Raw genomic sequence first — 14,639 nt, forward strand, 5'->3', positions numbered from 1 at the left:
GCTCAATCAGGCACTCAATAAATAGTGGCGACAAGATGGCGGCAGAGGTCCCCGAAATGAGCCTTTATATGTACATACAGCGAGCACCATTGGCTAACCTATTGATAATGAAGCAAACCCTTGATTTACTTAGGTTCATAAAAATCACCTTATGTTCTAACCTATAACCATTAATTACAATCGAGGTCTTGTTTAAACTTTTATTGCCTCCATATTTTCCATACAATCCTAGGCTATAAAAAATAAAAACGTATTCAAGTTTGGAGTCCTCATGAGCGACGTAAAGCATTGTAATTTATTAATTCTTGGTTCTGGCCCTGCCGGCTATACCGCTGCTGTTTATGCAGCACGCGCTAATTTAAATCCAGTGCTTGTGACTGGTATGCAGCAAGGTGGTCAATTAACCACAACAACTGAAGTAGAAAACTGGCCAGGAGACGCAGAAGGCTTAACTGGTCCTGATTTAATGGAACGCATGAAAGAGCATGCTGAACGTTTTGAAACTGAAATTCTATTCGACCATATCAATGAGGTCGATTTATCTCAGCGTCCATTCAGACTAAAAGGCGATGCAGGTGAGTTCACTTGTGATGCACTGATTATTTCTACTGGTGCTTCTGCAAAATATCTAGGTTTAGAGTCAGAAGAAGCATTTAAAGGACGTGGCGTATCAGCATGTGCGACTTGCGATGGTTTCTTTTACCGCAATCAAAAAGTTGCAGTTGTAGGTGGTGGTAACACTGCTGTTGAAGAGGCTCTTTACCTTTCTAACATCGCATCTGAAGTTCATTTGATTCACCGCCGCGAAACGTTCCGTGCTGAAAAGATCCTAATCAAGCGTCTCATGGATAAAGTCGAGAATGGAAATATCATTCTTCATACTGATCGAACTTTAGATGAAGTGCTGGGTGACGACATGGGCGTTACAGCCGTGCGTATAAAGGATACTCAATCTGATAAAACTGAAGATATAGAAGTTATGGGTGCGTTTATTGCTATTGGCCACCAACCAAATACTACTATCTTCAAAGGTCAGTTAGAGATGAAAGATGATTACATCATTGTTCAATCAGGCTTAGAAGGTAATGCAACACAGACTAGTGTTGAAGGTGTATTCGCTGCTGGTGATGTTATGGATCATAACTATCGCCAAGCCATTACTTCAGCTGGTACTGGCTGCATGGCTGCTCTTGATGCAGAACGATTTCTTGACGCACTGACGGATAAATAAAAATCGAATTCATGTTTATGTAACAATTATCCAAAATTGTCATAAATCCATACAGCCCAGTGGTATATCCACTGGGCTTTCTTTTGTATACTACCCGACTTCAAACCTAAGAATAATTATCATTAAGCCTTCATAATGGATAAGACAAAACAACGCACCTTGAATAAGTGGCTTAAACAGCAAAGTAAGTTAGCTAAGCGCTGGCTTATGATTGCTATTGGCCTTGGCGTACTTTCAAGCATTTTTTTGCTGGTACAAGCTGCCCTACTTGCCTCTATTCTTCATCAGCTCATTATTGAAAATGTCGATAAGTCCGAACTTGTCATGCATTTTATTGGTTTAGCACTTTCAGTTGTTGGACGAGCGGGCTGTACTTGGGGACGAGAAATTGCTGGTTACCGATGTGGTGAGCAAATTCGAATCTATATAAGACAGCTGATCTTGGACAAACTCAGAGAGTTGGGGCCTGCCTACATCAAAGGCAAACCCGCTGGTAGCTGGGCAACTTTGCTTTTAGAACAAGTTGAAGACATGCAAGATTTCTTCTCTCGTTATCTCCCTCAAATGTCCCTCTCGGTTTTTATCCCGTTCATCATTTTGGTTGTGGTCTTCCCCATTAACTGGGCTGCTGGTTTAATTTTCCTTTTGACTGCTCCTCTTGTTCCAATGTTTATGGCACTTGTTGGAATGAAAGCGGCTGATGCTAACCGTAAAAACTTCAAAGCATTACAGCGTTTATCCGGTCACTTTTACGATCGATTGCAGTCAATGACGACCATTCGTCTGTTCAACCGAGCAGATGCAGAAACCGAAGTCCTACGCGGTGCATCTGAAGTATTCAGAACCCGTACAATGGATGTTTTGAAAATAGCTTTCTTATCATCTGCTGTTCTTGAGTTCTTCACTTCGCTTTCAATTGCAATGACCGCGGTTTATTTCGGTTTTAGCTATATTGGTGAACTTAACTTTGGTCACTATGGTGTGGGTGTCACTCTATTCGCTGGCTTGTTTATTTTAATTTTAGCTCCCGAGTTTTATCAGCCTCTGAGAGATTTGGGTACGTTTTACCATGCTAAACAGCAAGCAGTAGGTGCAGCAGAAAGCATTGTGGAGTTTTTGGATACTGATATTACTAAAGTTAAGTCGGGCAATATTGATTTGGCATCCCCTAGCAGTATCTCAGTTGAAGCCAGCGATCTAAAAGTAATCAGCCCGGAAGGTGTTGAGCTTGTCGGTCCAATTTCATTTATTTTAGACCCACAACAATCAACTGCATTAGTTGGTCCAAGTGGTGCCGGTAAAACCAGCTTGATCAACGCTATTTTAGGTTTCATGCCCTATGAAGGTAGTTTGAAGATCAATGGTATAGAGTTACGAGAACTTGATTTGGCTTCATGGAGAAAACAAATCAGCTGGGTTGGTCAAAACCCATTACTGCTTCATGGAACTATTAAAGACAATGTCACGCTAGGTAAACAAGAAATCTCTGAATCTGACATCCATCAAGCACTGTCGCAATCTCACGCTGATGAATTCGTCAACCAACATGGTCTTGAATACATGATTTCAGATCGTTCAGGTGGTTTGTCAGTCGGTCAATCTCAACGTCTAGCACTCGCTCGTGCAATGATTCAAAACGGACAGTTTTGGCTATTGGATGAACCGACAGCAAGTTTAGACGCTCGCAGTGAGCAACTGGTTATGCAAGGCATCAATTCTAATATTGATGACAAAACAGCATTACTGGTGACCCATCAACTCGAACCTCTTAAAGCCGTCGATAAAATCCTTGTCATGCAAAACGGAAAGCTGCTTGAACAAGGCAATTATCAGCAACTGTCTCAAGCGGGTGGTTTATTTGAAGAAATGCTCAGCGCGAATTTAGCTCAACATAACAATGAGGGTAATTTAGATGCGTGATTTACTGCCTTACCTTAAACTCTACAAAAAACACTGGTTTGGCTTATCGCTAGGCATGCTACTGGCATTTGCTACGCTTTCGGCCTCAATCGGTTTGCTGACTTTATCTGGTTGGTTTATTTCCGCATCAGCAGTAGCTGGTCTCACCATCGCACGTGAAACATTCAACTACATGTTACCTGGAGGCGGTGTCCGCGGGCTTGCTATGAGCCGAACTGCCGGTCGCTGGGGTGAACGTGTTGTTAGCCACAATGCTACATTTAAGCTTTTAACCGATCTTCGAATTTTCTTCTTCCAGAAGCTGACTCCGTTAATCCCTGGACGCATATCCAATCTGCGTGATGCCGATTTATTAAATCGCTTAGTCGCCGATGTCGATGCAATGGATCATGTCTACCTAAGACTTGTTAGCCCTGTCACCGTTGGTGTTCTTGGTATTCTTTGCTTAACGTCATTTCTAATGTGGTTTGACAGTTCCTTAGGCTTGCTTCTTGGTGGGATTTTAGTCGTTCTCCTTGCAGTATGGCCTGTACTTTTTTACAAGCTAGGACAGCGTAACGGTGGGCAACTCACCCAAAACAAAGCGAATTTACGAATCACGACGCTAGATTGGATTGAAGGGTACAGTGAGCTTACCCTATTCGGTGCAGAAGAGCGCTACCGTAACGCAATCTTAGTTTCTCAGCAGAAGTTGATGAATAACCAATATGTTAACGCCAACTTAACCGGGCTCGCTTCTGCGCTGTTGATGCTGCTTAACGGTTGGACACTGGTACTTATTCTGTGGTTATCCTCTGATGGTGTTGGCGGAAATGCGCCAGACCCGTTTATCGCTTTGATGGCGTTTGCAACTATGGCAAGTTTCGAATTATTAATGCCAATCGCCGGCGCTTTCCAATACCTAGGTCAAACACTGTCTTCAGCTAAGCGACTTAATGAAGTTATTCTGACAAAGCCAGACGTTGAATTTCCAGAACAAGCGGCTTCATTATCATCTGAACTAGATATCCAATTTTCTGATGTGACGTTTAATTACCCAGATTCTGAACACAATGTTCTTTCAAACGTTGAATTGTCCATTCCAGCAAAAAGTAAAATGGCGATTGTAGGACAAACTGGCTCAGGTAAATCAACATTAATACAGTTACTGACTCGTTACTGGGATCCGAAAAATGGCGACATTTCTATTGCAGGCACTTCATTAAAACAATGGAGCGAGAAACAATTAAGAGATTCAATCAGTGTTGTAAGTCAACGTGTTGATATTCTTAACGGCTCACTGCGTGATAACTTATTAATTGCGAAGCCTGATGCCTCAGATACAGAATTGAGTGAACTACTTACTAAAGTTGGGCTTGTGAAATTGCTGGATGATACTGCATTAGATGCATGGCTAGGTGATGGCGGTAGACAGCTTTCTGGTGGTGAAAAGCGCCGAATTGGTATTGCCCGTGCAATTTTGCATAATGCCCCAATTCTACTGTTAGATGAACCAACAGAAGGGTTAGATAAGCAGACTGAAAGCAGTATCATGTCACTCTTCGATGAACACTTTGAAGGTAAAACGGTTATATTTATTACACACCGTTTGGTTGGACTCTCAAAAATGGATTCAATTGTTCTAATAGAACAAGGTGCAATTATTGAGAAGGGATCACACTCTCAATTGCTAGCTGATAAAGGACGATACCACCAGCTGCACCAAGCTTTGTAGGCGATATAATTTGAAAATTAATATCACTTAGAAATTAATTTAGCTTGAAACTTCGCTAACAAAAAAGCTCCTATTTAGGAGCTTTTTTATTGTTTATCGTGATAGTTTATCGCGCTGAATATTTAACGCTTAAAGTAGCATTAAATCAAGACGATTATTATGCGTTGTCTTTTTCAAATGCTTTCATGAAATCAACAAGGGCTTGAACACCTTCAAGTGACATCGCGTTATAAATAGACGCTCGCATCCCGCCAACAGCTCGGTGCCCTTTTAAAGACTTCAAACCAGCTTTATCAGCGAGCTCTAAAAATTGAGCATCAAGCTCAGGCTTAGCGAGTTGGAATGGTACATTCATACGAGAACGGTTATTGGTATGAACATCATTTTTATAGAAATCAGACTCATCAATGTGGTTATAAAGTAACTCAGCTTTTTCACGATTGACATGCTCAATCGCTTCTACGCCTCCTTGTTCTTTCAACCACTTAAATACCAAACCAGATAAGTACCATGCGTATGTTGGCGGCGTGTTGAACATTGAATCTTTTTCAGCCAGCACTTTGTAGCTCAATACACTTGGTAACGCCTCGCTTGCTAGTTCCAATAAATCATCACGTACAATAACGATACAGATACCAGCAGGACCAATGTTCTTTTGAGCACCCGCGTAGATCACACCATATTTAGACACGTCAATTTGGCGAGATAGAATCGTAGAAGATAAATCAGCGACAATAGGCTTATCGGTTTGAGGAAGTTCGTTAATCTCGATTCCGTCGATAGTTTCGTTCGGGCAGAAATGTACATAAGCTGAATCAGCTGTAACTTTCCACTCACTTGCAGGGATAACCGCAGCTTTGCCATCAATGGTTGTCTTAGCATCAAACGCATCAACTTCGCAGTATTTTTCTGCTTCATTTACAGCACTTTCAGCCCAGTAACCCGCATCGATATATGTCGCTTTTTTGGATTGACCAAGTAGGTTCATTGGAACAGCTGCAAATTGAGCACGTGCACCACCATGGCAGAAAAGCACTTTATAGTTATCAGGAATGCTTAGCAGATCGCGTAAATCTTGCTCTGCTTCGTCAGCAACCTTAATGAACTCCTTACTGCGGTGGCTGATTTCCATCACTGAAGTGCCCAGACCATTCCAATCAATAAAGTCGGCTTGGGCTTGCTTCATTACTGGCTTTGGTAATGTAGCGGGGCCAGCACTAAAGTTATATATATTCTCTACTTTCGGTTCCATTGGGGACATTGCTCCTGCTAAATCTAAATAATAACTGTGCAAGTAATAGCATGTTTTACGTCACATAAAAAGCAACAAAAGAGGTCTTAATACCTCTTTTGTTGTGTACGGATAGAAATACTAAGCTTAGCTGCCAAAACAGCAGAAAGTCAGCCAAGCACTTCTTTTGATTACTGCAGTAATACTGGCATAAGCAGCGTTATCAATGGGATTTCTTGTCCGTTTTCAAAGACTAGATTCCCTTTTGATAATTCCGCTTTAATTTCATAACCATTTCCAGTTTCTTTAATCATTTCCATAACGATAAGCTCATCAATACCTTCACGTATAAATGGGTATTCTTGAACCAATTCATTTGAGAAATAAGTACTTAAATTACCAGTTAATGCAGGAACAATGGTTGCAGGGTTGCTACTCACATTTTCAGTACCCTCAGGAACACTCACTAACCATTTTGACTCAAATTCACCCTGCCCTAGGTTCAGCGACATTTTGTTCATCGATAAGTCAAAACCTTTTGCGAATAAGATATCAATGTAAGGCACAATGCTCTCGATATCCTCCTGCGTCATGACAGGGCTGCTTTGATAGATCTCAAATACTTTTTCAAAAGACTCGCTGTCTAAATTCGAAAGTTCAAAATCAACATCAAGGTTATTTACCTCGCCATCGCTGGTTTTGATTGCTTCAACGCCTAATTTCACATTGCTCTGTAAACGCTTTGTCACTTCATCAAGGTGTGAGCCAAATTTATAAGTAGAGCCATCAATTGCTAAGTAAGGTTGCATGCTCGCGTCTGAAACAGAAAATGATTCAATCGAAAAGTCTTGATTGCCAAGCCAATAGCCTTTTGCTTGCTTGCCTTCACCTGTACCCGTTAAATTGGATAGAATAATCTCTTCACCGGTAGGGAAGTCAATCTGAACGGAAGGAATGGAAAGCTCGTAGTTGATTTGTCCTAGTACCGTAGCATGTCCAGACAAGGTAGACTTAGTGATAGAAACTGACGTGCTGTTTTCACCAGAACTTTGGTGATTTAATTGGCTCAACACAAAGTTAAAATCTGTATTTCCGTTTAGTTCTGTCTTCGTAGTAAGCGTCAGAGGTAATTTTTCTGCATCTACAAGCGTCGAAACTGCGCTTAAACTCAGTAAACCATGGCTAATGTCACTATTAACGACAAATTCAGTCGGTAAACCATCAATTTCTAATTGTTCTTTTAGGCTTTCATCTACAACAGTAAATCGAGTCTGAACGGTTGATGATAAGTAACCGCGATCATAATTTAGTAATTCAGCTTCTACACTCGCATTATTGAGGCTAGCAACACCATCAGTCACAACATTCTGACCAATTTGTCCCACTGCCAGAGGCCAACACAGTGACAATGCAATAGCACCACCAATAGCACCCATCTTTCTTAACTGTTCCATGAACTCTCTTTATATGCTGACTAATATTGTGACAGTCTAGCCTATCAGCAAGAAACAAGAAACATTGAGTTAAATCAGCCTATTGGTTGATTTACATTTTTAGACAATAATTTTAAAGCTAGCTCTCATCACTCCTATCTTTAAGTTGGTAATCTCAGGGTAGTATCATTATGAGAGCCTAATTGTGAATCAATACGCTGTTATTTGCTTAGACAACAACCCAGTAAGCATTGAACAAATTAGACAAGAGCTAGCACCATTAGCCCCAATGTTTGATATCTACACGGTTGATGATTTAGAAGATGCTCATCAAGCGTTAGAGTATGTGCAGAGCCGCGATCAAACCGTTGCTTTGGTCGTCACTCATCATCACTCTGGTTTTAGCGGCGTTCAATTTTTAGTAGAGCTAGAACAATTACCGCATACCAAAACTGCCCATACAATTTTGGTTAGCAGCTCTACAGACATTCAAGCCATTCTTACCGCTGTTAATGAAGGTAGGTTGAATCACTGCTTAACGAAACCTTTGCAAGACAACTTACTTTTTAAAACAGCCCAAAAAGAGCTCACTTCTTTTATTATAAAGCATGCGCAAGATGACCTTTTGTCTTATAGCCAAGTTCTTGATCACCAGAGATTATTAAGGTCACATATTGAAAATAAAATACGGACTTATCAATCTGGCTTTATTCATGACTTTCATGATCTGACCGATTCAGAGTTAGCTGAAAAAGTGGTCTCAGCCCTACACGAATTTTTCTCTAAAACAGACGAAACTAAAGCACTTCGCCACTATTCTTCAGACCATTTGTTAACCAAAGAAGGCGAAGACAATCGGTTTTTATGGCTAATTACTAAAGGTGAAGTCGCCCTCTACAAGAAAGATCAATTGAGTCAGCAAAGAGAAGTGGTAAGACACACCAAAGGTAACCTCGTTGGGGGGATGTCTTTTGTTACCGGAGAGCCTTCATTTTCAACCGCCATAACCCTCACTCCAACCGATGTCATTAAACTTGATAAAGATGTTTTTAGCCAAGTTATGCATTCAAATAGCAGCTTATTGCCATTGTTCACTAATTTGCTTTTACGTCATTTTAACCGCCGGTTACAGCGTAGTATCAACACCAAGATAACCTTACAAGAAACACTTGAGTCACTTGAGTCAGCCCACGAGCAACTGCTTGATAAAGAAAAAATGGCGATGTTAGGTCAACTTATCGCAGGTGTGGCTCATGAGCTAAACAATCCTATAGCCGCGATATTACGCAGTATCGAAACTTTATCAGTCAACATTGAAAACATCTTGGAAAATGCAGGTCATGAAAACTATTCAAAACAATTGAACACCTTCGCCTCTGCAAAAAATATTCAGCCTTTATCCACCAGCCAAGAACGTGAACAAGTAAATTCTGTTATTGAGATAATCGGTAACCGTTCTTTAGCTAAAAAGGTCGTTAAGCTGCAACTAGCAAATGATAAAACGACCCTTGAAACCTTAAAAAACTCACCAAAAGCTGGCAAAGAGTTACTTACCGATTTAGAACAGTATCATTTAGTTGGAAACTCAATTCGTTCGATTCAAGTATGCAGTGCTCGTATTGCAGATATGGTTAAAAGCTTAAAAAGTTATGCGCGAGAAGATGATGAAAAGCTCAACCTTGTGGATATACATGAAGGAATTGAAGACACTTTAGTCATTTTTGAAAACCGATTAAAACGCCACCATATAGAAAAATATTACGACCATACGATCCCAACAATGTTCTGCCAATCATTAGCTCTACAACAAGTCTGGACAAATTTAATTTCGAATACTCTAGATGCCTTGTCTGAAAATGGTCGAGTTGTCATTTCAACCTCCCAAACTCAATTTGATGATACACCGTTTGTCGTTATTGAAATTGAAGATAATGGGCATGGAATACAAGCCGGAAATTTGGCAATGATATTTGAACCCAATTTTACAACCAAAAAAGAAGGTAATTTCGGGCTTGGTATTGGGTTATCTATATCTCAGCAAATCGTAGCGGCACATCAAGGGTTCATCAAAGCTGAATCCACACCTGCAACATCAGAAAATGAACAAGACGGCTATACAAAAATCCAAGTTTGGCTCCCTTTACACCCTCAAGGAACTTCTTATGAATAAGTATTTAATACTCTGTGTTGATGATGAACCCGAAGTACTCAATAGCGTACTACAAGATTTATCCCCATTTGAAGAGCACTTTGTCGTTGAAGGGGCCGAATCTGTAGATGAAGCAATGGACGTGATCCAAGATATGGAAGACGAAAACACGCCGCTTGCATTAATTCTATGCGATCACATCATGCCAAGTAAGACGGGGATTGATTTCTTAATCGAACTCAATCAACGCCCCTCAACAGTGGCAACTCGAAAACTACTATTAACAGGTCAAGCTGGGCTCGAAGATACCGTTAATGCCATTAATCACGCAGCTTTGGATTTTTATATTTCTAAACCTTGGCGTGGTAACGAGCTCAGAGACACGCTTATCCAGCAACTGACCGATTATGTCATCGAGAACGATAAACAATTACTCAATTGGACATCTATCTTGGATACAGAGCGTATTTTAAGCGCAATGTCCGATCGAAGAGGTAAGTTTGGAGAGTAATTTCTATTTAGTATGTAAACCTTTATGAATATGGCATTCAATTTGCTTATATTTTGACTAAGCGACAAAGTAATGACATTAAAATGGATTACTTTTTCTCTAGTTATATTAAACTGTCTAAAGTTTATGGTTTGCCATCATGTTCAAACCAAAGGAATTAACATCAATTAAGGTTTACTGTCATTATGCGTAAAATACTACTTACAACTGCTATTTTATTGGCATCTAGCCAAACTCTAGCAGCTACAGACCCGAATCAACCAGAAGTGATGAGCAACTTCAGCTATGACTATTTTGAAGCTCGTATTGGTGCAAGCCCAGTAACGTTCGGTGGTGCTATGAGTAAGTCTATTCACCCTAACGCTCATGCAGTAGCTCGTATCGATTCTGAATTTGAAGGTGACTACGATTCAGCAGTTGGTCTTGGTTTCCATTCTCCAATTAATAACTGGGCAGACCTTACCGGTGAAATGCTAATGCGCATTGTTGATGGGCAAGGTTCAAGTACTTCAACTGAAATTGGTATGGAACTGAATGTAGGTGTACGTCAATGGTTAGGTCCACAACTAGAGGTTGGTGGTAAAGGCGGATTCGTATCTATTGATGATAATGAGGAATGGATTGGTTCTGTTTATGCTCGTTTCCATTCAACTGAGCTGTTTTCTTTAGGTGCTGAAGCGCGCATTAATGACTTCTACGGTGATCAAGTTATGTTCACTACTCGCTTTAAGTTCTAATTAACTGCAACGTATACAAACAAAGCATTTGTTAGAAATATCAAATACAAAAAAACCGAGGATATCCTCGGTTTTTTAATGAATATTTTTTAGTTTTACTGACAACTTTCAAGTAGCTGTTGTTTGCGAGGCTCTTGAAGTAGTTTCCAATGAATTCCGTCGATTGCCCCTGCAAATTTCCAAAGCAGTTTAACATCAACATCATTACCATACGCTTTGCGAACTTTTACAAAGACTTCTGAAGCCCCCAACTGCATAAAAGTAGATACATCATCAACACCCGCTTTTTTAACCATACGCTCCAGCGTTAATTGCATATTCGGTAAATCACGTAAGCGTCTGCTTGCCGTTGATTTTTGAAAGCTGCGTTGCTGAATAGAGTTATCAATAGACATTCTGATGATTTCATCTAAGCCAGGATGATCATTAGAAAATAATTGAGTAATATCGTAATAGTTAACTGTTGCTGTCGTTTGCTTCTTAACGTGTCTGTACTTTTCGCAATTTAAATCCGTCAATTTTTTATCTAGAGTATTACCACCTCGAATATATAAACAACCTTCACTGACAAGTGCAAACATGGCTTCGTTTTGAAATAAACCTATACCGCCAAACATAGAACGATTTTGGTATTCTCCGAATGTACCCATGTAGTTATAAAATGCTTGATCCGTCATATCCATTGATCCTTAATCTTATTACCCCGATTAGTATGATCACCAGATAAGCAGCTATATTTACGCGAAAAATGAAACTTTAATTATTTAAGTCGGCGAATATTATTTGTGTGTCTCACCGTTAAATAAATCATACTTTGAAAAGAAAAATAAGTCTGGATTTACCTCACATCAATTGATGAATTAATAAACGTTTTAATGATGAGGTTCACATTATATCCTAATTTCGGTATTTTTTTGACGTCAATAAGCTTGCAAAAATATGCAACAAGTTACTTTATTCGTGCAGTATAAGGTTTTACATAAAGTATATTGCCTCTCAATACCCCTACTAGTAAAATGCTAAGACTTGCATACTCTCTAGTATTTATATGAATCATTTATCTTTTTTTTGGCTACCACAGAACAAAGCTCTCCTTCTTCAAGGTATTGAAACCGAATTTTCACAGTTAGTCGGTAACTCTATTGCGACAGGAAAAATCAGCCTTCCCCCAATTCCAGATGTCGTTTTAAGAATTCAGCAGCTGTGTACTCAAGATTCAACAGGCATTGTCGATGTCGCAGATTGTCTATTAGAAGACCCCGGTTTAACCGCGATTGTCATAAGAGTCGCAAACTCTGTTGTCTTTAACCGACGTAATATTACCTGTATGGACCTTGTCACAGCTGTATCACGCCTGGGGATATTACGAGTTCGGGATATTGTCACCGCTCAAGCTATCGAACAGCTCAAGCATTCCGTAAATTTGAATAAAGTATGTAATGATATTTTAGTTCAAAGTGCCGCAGTCTCTAGAGAATTAGGTGCAGCAATGGTACTAGTGACGAATGAGTTTAAACACTTACGTCCTGATGAATATAAGTACCTTGAACATGAAAAGTCGTTACTTGTGGGTTTATTAGCGGATATAGGGTTATTTTGCTTGGTAAGCGAGTACCACCTTTATCTAGAAAAAGGGAATTACCTCGACCAAGATATCGCCCTACAAATATTCCAAGGTCAGTGCTCTGCAACCAGCAAACTTGTTCTTGGGCATTGGGGCTTTGATGATGACTTCCTTGAAGTTTGTAGCAATGAAGCAAAACCCTCAGATGAAGACGTACTAAGTTATTTAGCCATTGCACGTATTGCTAACCATCTATTAATGTTCAGAAATCAGGATGAAAGAATTGACGAGCATGAGGTGGAATTTAATGCAACTGGGGCTGAAGTATTGTATAAACTCAGCAACTTAAGTGATGTGGAATTTCAATCGCAGATTAATGACGTAATCAATACCAGCGGTTTATAAAGGAATAATGAGGGATTCATGTTTACAGGGATGATTTTTATTTTTGCTCCACTAATTGTGGGGTATTTGTTTTCTATATCTAAAGCTAAAGTTCTTGAGACTGTTAACCGCGCTACATCTCAACTTATCTATGTCATCTTAGGTTTAATGGGTCTTAGCCTTGCTGCGTTAGATAATTTAGGAAGCAACCTTCAAACGATCCTTCTTTACACTTTTACATTTTTTATTTGCCTAAGTACTTGCAACTTATTGGCTTTACCTCTGATTGACAAAGCCATGCCTTTAAAAACAGATGGCAGTCAAAATAAACTGCCTTTGTCTTCCATGGCGTTAGAATCCGCGAAATTGATCTTAGTAGTCGGCTCAGGTCTTATCATCGGCTTATTACTACCTTTCGAATTACATTGGGTCGATTCAGCAAGTGAATGGATTTTATTCATCTTATTGTTTTTTATCGGTATCCAATTAAGAAATAGTGGGTTAACACTTAAGCAAATTCTTCTGAATAAGCACGGCATGGTGATCGCGACAACAATCATCATAACGTCCTTAATTGGAGGGGTGTTCGCCTCTTTCATTCTTGATATCCCCCTATTCAATGCATTGGCAATGTCATCTGGATTTGGTTGGTATTCCTTGGCAGGGATATTGATGGGTGATGCTTTTGGACCCGTTTACGGTGGCGCTTCTTTTATGTTGGAATTATTACGTGAACTCGTCGCACTTGTTGTGATCCCACTATTAATTAGAACTCACCCCGCGACTTCTATTGGCTATGCAGGAGCAACTGCAATGGATTTCACCTTGCCTGTAATTCAGACTACAGGCGGGGTACGTTGTGTCCCCGTAGCAATCGTAAGTGGCTTTATTTTGAGCATCTTAGTTCCCGTGTTAATGCTTTTCTTTGTATCACTCACCAATTAACACTTGGGTATATTAGATTTCATTGAATTAGCTAGCTAGATCGCAGGATTAGTAAATCACATAGTCTAGAATGCATGCCCATACAATTACCGTATTAAAAATAGATTATCTGTTATTGCTCAATAAACAGAAACCACGGTAAGCTTCTAAAAAGAGAAGTGCTCTAACAAGAATAATATCTAAAAGGAACCTTTATGAAACGCCTTTGTGTCGCTTTACTGCTAGCTTCTACGTCGACCGTGTCTCTAGCTGCTGACAACCAATGTTTATCAGGGAAATATGATGCGTATGTTGACGCTTCATTAACTTGGTATTCAGACTTAGCAGCCTTAACTTCTGAACAATACCCAGACCTGACTGAAGTAAGTGCTTGGTTTCTTGAAGGTCGTAAGCACCACTTTGAGCTTAACCGTGCTGCTGTTCATTACTATTTAGAGAATGATTCAAGCAAAGTTGCGACTTCACAGCCTGTAGAAGCTTGGTTGCAGTTAGAGCAGCATGACGTTAAAGAGCTATCAACCCGTGATGACGAACTAGGATTAGCCGCAAGAACAACGTTTGAAGATCGTCAATCAACACCTCACAAACAGAACTATGAATTACGTTCGGCTTTAGCTGAACTGCTTAGTCATCCAAAAGAAATCGACACCGCACTTCAGCGTTATAACCAATCAATTTCCCAACTTGAGACTATTAAATGCAAATAACCCTGTTATTTGTGCCCTTTTTGCAAAGTTGGATTTCATAATTAAGACGGGACTTTGTGCCCGTTTTCATTTAAATTATCCGGCTCGCGTTAATATTAGAAAAACAACTCGCT

12 protein-coding genes are annotated in these 14,639 nt (G+C 39.9%); 9 read left to right on the top strand and 3 right to left on the bottom strand.

Features of this window, described 5'->3' with window-relative positions; all coding sequences use genetic code 11:
• The first annotated feature begins 271 nt into the window (after nucleotides 1–271).
• From trxB to cydC, 3 genes are all read left to right on the top strand, one after another.
• Nucleotides 272–1,231: a thioredoxin-disulfide reductase gene (trxB, locus tag OCU78_RS07900; RefSeq protein WP_137373107.1), complete on the top strand. Its 960-nt coding sequence runs from the start codon at nucleotides 272–274 to the stop codon at nucleotides 1,229–1,231.
• 135 nt (nucleotides 1,232–1,366) lie between these two features.
• Complete coding sequence (gene cydD, locus OCU78_RS07905; RefSeq protein WP_137373106.1) at nucleotides 1,367–3,151, top strand: heme ABC transporter permease/ATP-binding protein CydD; 1,785 nt, start codon at nucleotides 1,367–1,369, stop codon at nucleotides 3,149–3,151.
• Nucleotides 3,144–4,865: a heme ABC transporter ATP-binding protein/permease CydC gene (gene cydC, locus OCU78_RS07910; RefSeq protein ID WP_137373105.1), complete on the top strand. Its 1,722-nt coding sequence runs from the start codon at nucleotides 3,144–3,146 to the stop codon at nucleotides 4,863–4,865. Before cydD ends, cydC begins: the two co-directional genes overlap by 8 nt.
• Before the next feature lie 157 nt (nucleotides 4,866–5,022).
• On the opposite strand, the gene serC is transcribed toward cydC, so the two are convergent.
• Complete coding sequence (gene serC / locus OCU78_RS07915) at nucleotides 5,023–6,126, bottom strand: 3-phosphoserine/phosphohydroxythreonine transaminase (RefSeq protein ID WP_137373104.1); 1,104 nt, start codon at nucleotides 6,124–6,126, stop codon at nucleotides 5,023–5,025.
• A 161-nt stretch (nucleotides 6,127–6,287) separates the two neighbouring features.
• Nucleotides 6,288–7,550 (bottom strand): DUF945 family protein, encoded by a 1,263-nt coding sequence (locus tag OCU78_RS07920; protein WP_137373103.1) that lies wholly within the window; start codon nucleotides 7,548–7,550, stop codon nucleotides 6,288–6,290.
• Between the two features lie 184 nt (nucleotides 7,551–7,734).
• On the opposite strand from OCU78_RS07920, the gene OCU78_RS07925 reads away from it, so the two are divergent.
• The 3 genes from OCU78_RS07925 (at nucleotide 7,735) to OCU78_RS07935 (ending at nucleotide 10,926) form a co-directional block, all read left to right on the top strand.
• On the top strand, nucleotides 7,735–9,699 hold the full coding sequence (locus OCU78_RS07925) for an ATP-binding protein (protein ID WP_137373102.1): 1,965 nt from the start codon (nucleotides 7,735–7,737) through the stop codon (nucleotides 9,697–9,699).
• Nucleotides 9,692–10,189, top strand: a complete 498-nt coding sequence (locus OCU78_RS07930; RefSeq protein WP_137373101.1) for a response regulator — start codon at nucleotides 9,692–9,694, stop codon at nucleotides 10,187–10,189. The genes OCU78_RS07925 and OCU78_RS07930 overlap by 8 nt, the downstream gene beginning before the upstream one ends.
• A 185-nt stretch (nucleotides 10,190–10,374) precedes the next feature.
• Nucleotides 10,375–10,926, top strand: a complete 552-nt coding sequence (locus OCU78_RS07935) for a hypothetical protein (RefSeq protein WP_137373100.1) — start codon at nucleotides 10,375–10,377, stop codon at nucleotides 10,924–10,926.
• Nucleotides 10,927–11,021: 95 nt separating this feature from the next.
• On the opposite strand, the gene OCU78_RS07940 is transcribed toward OCU78_RS07935, so the two are convergent.
• On the bottom strand, nucleotides 11,022–11,603 hold the full coding sequence (locus tag OCU78_RS07940) for a TfoX/Sxy family DNA transformation protein (protein ID WP_137373099.1): 582 nt from the start codon (nucleotides 11,601–11,603) through the stop codon (nucleotides 11,022–11,024).
• A 371-nt stretch (nucleotides 11,604–11,974) separates the two neighbouring features.
• On the opposite strand from OCU78_RS07940, the gene OCU78_RS07945 reads away from it, so the two are divergent.
• The 3 genes from OCU78_RS07945 to OCU78_RS07955 all read left to right on the top strand — a co-directional run bounded on the left by OCU78_RS07945 (nucleotide 11,975) and on the right by OCU78_RS07955 (nucleotide 14,526).
• The gene (locus OCU78_RS07945; protein WP_137373098.1) at nucleotides 11,975–12,895 is read left to right on the top strand and encodes an HDOD domain-containing protein; all 921 of its coding nucleotides are present in this window, start codon (nucleotides 11,975–11,977) and stop codon (nucleotides 12,893–12,895) included.
• An 18-nt stretch (nucleotides 12,896–12,913) separates the two neighbouring features.
• Nucleotides 12,914–13,819 (top strand): lysine exporter LysO family protein, encoded by a 906-nt coding sequence (locus tag OCU78_RS07950; protein WP_137373097.1) that lies wholly within the window; start codon nucleotides 12,914–12,916, stop codon nucleotides 13,817–13,819.
• Nucleotides 13,820–14,013: 194 nt separating this feature from the next.
• Nucleotides 14,014–14,526, top strand: coding sequence for a hypothetical protein (locus OCU78_RS07955; protein WP_137373096.1), 513 nt, complete (start codon nucleotides 14,014–14,016; stop codon nucleotides 14,524–14,526).
• The last annotated feature ends 113 nt before the right edge of the window (nucleotides 14,527–14,639 follow it).

The organism is Vibrio gallaecicus, assembly GCF_024347495.1.
Lineage (GTDB): Bacteria > Pseudomonadota > Gammaproteobacteria > Enterobacterales > Vibrionaceae > Vibrio > Vibrio gallaecicus.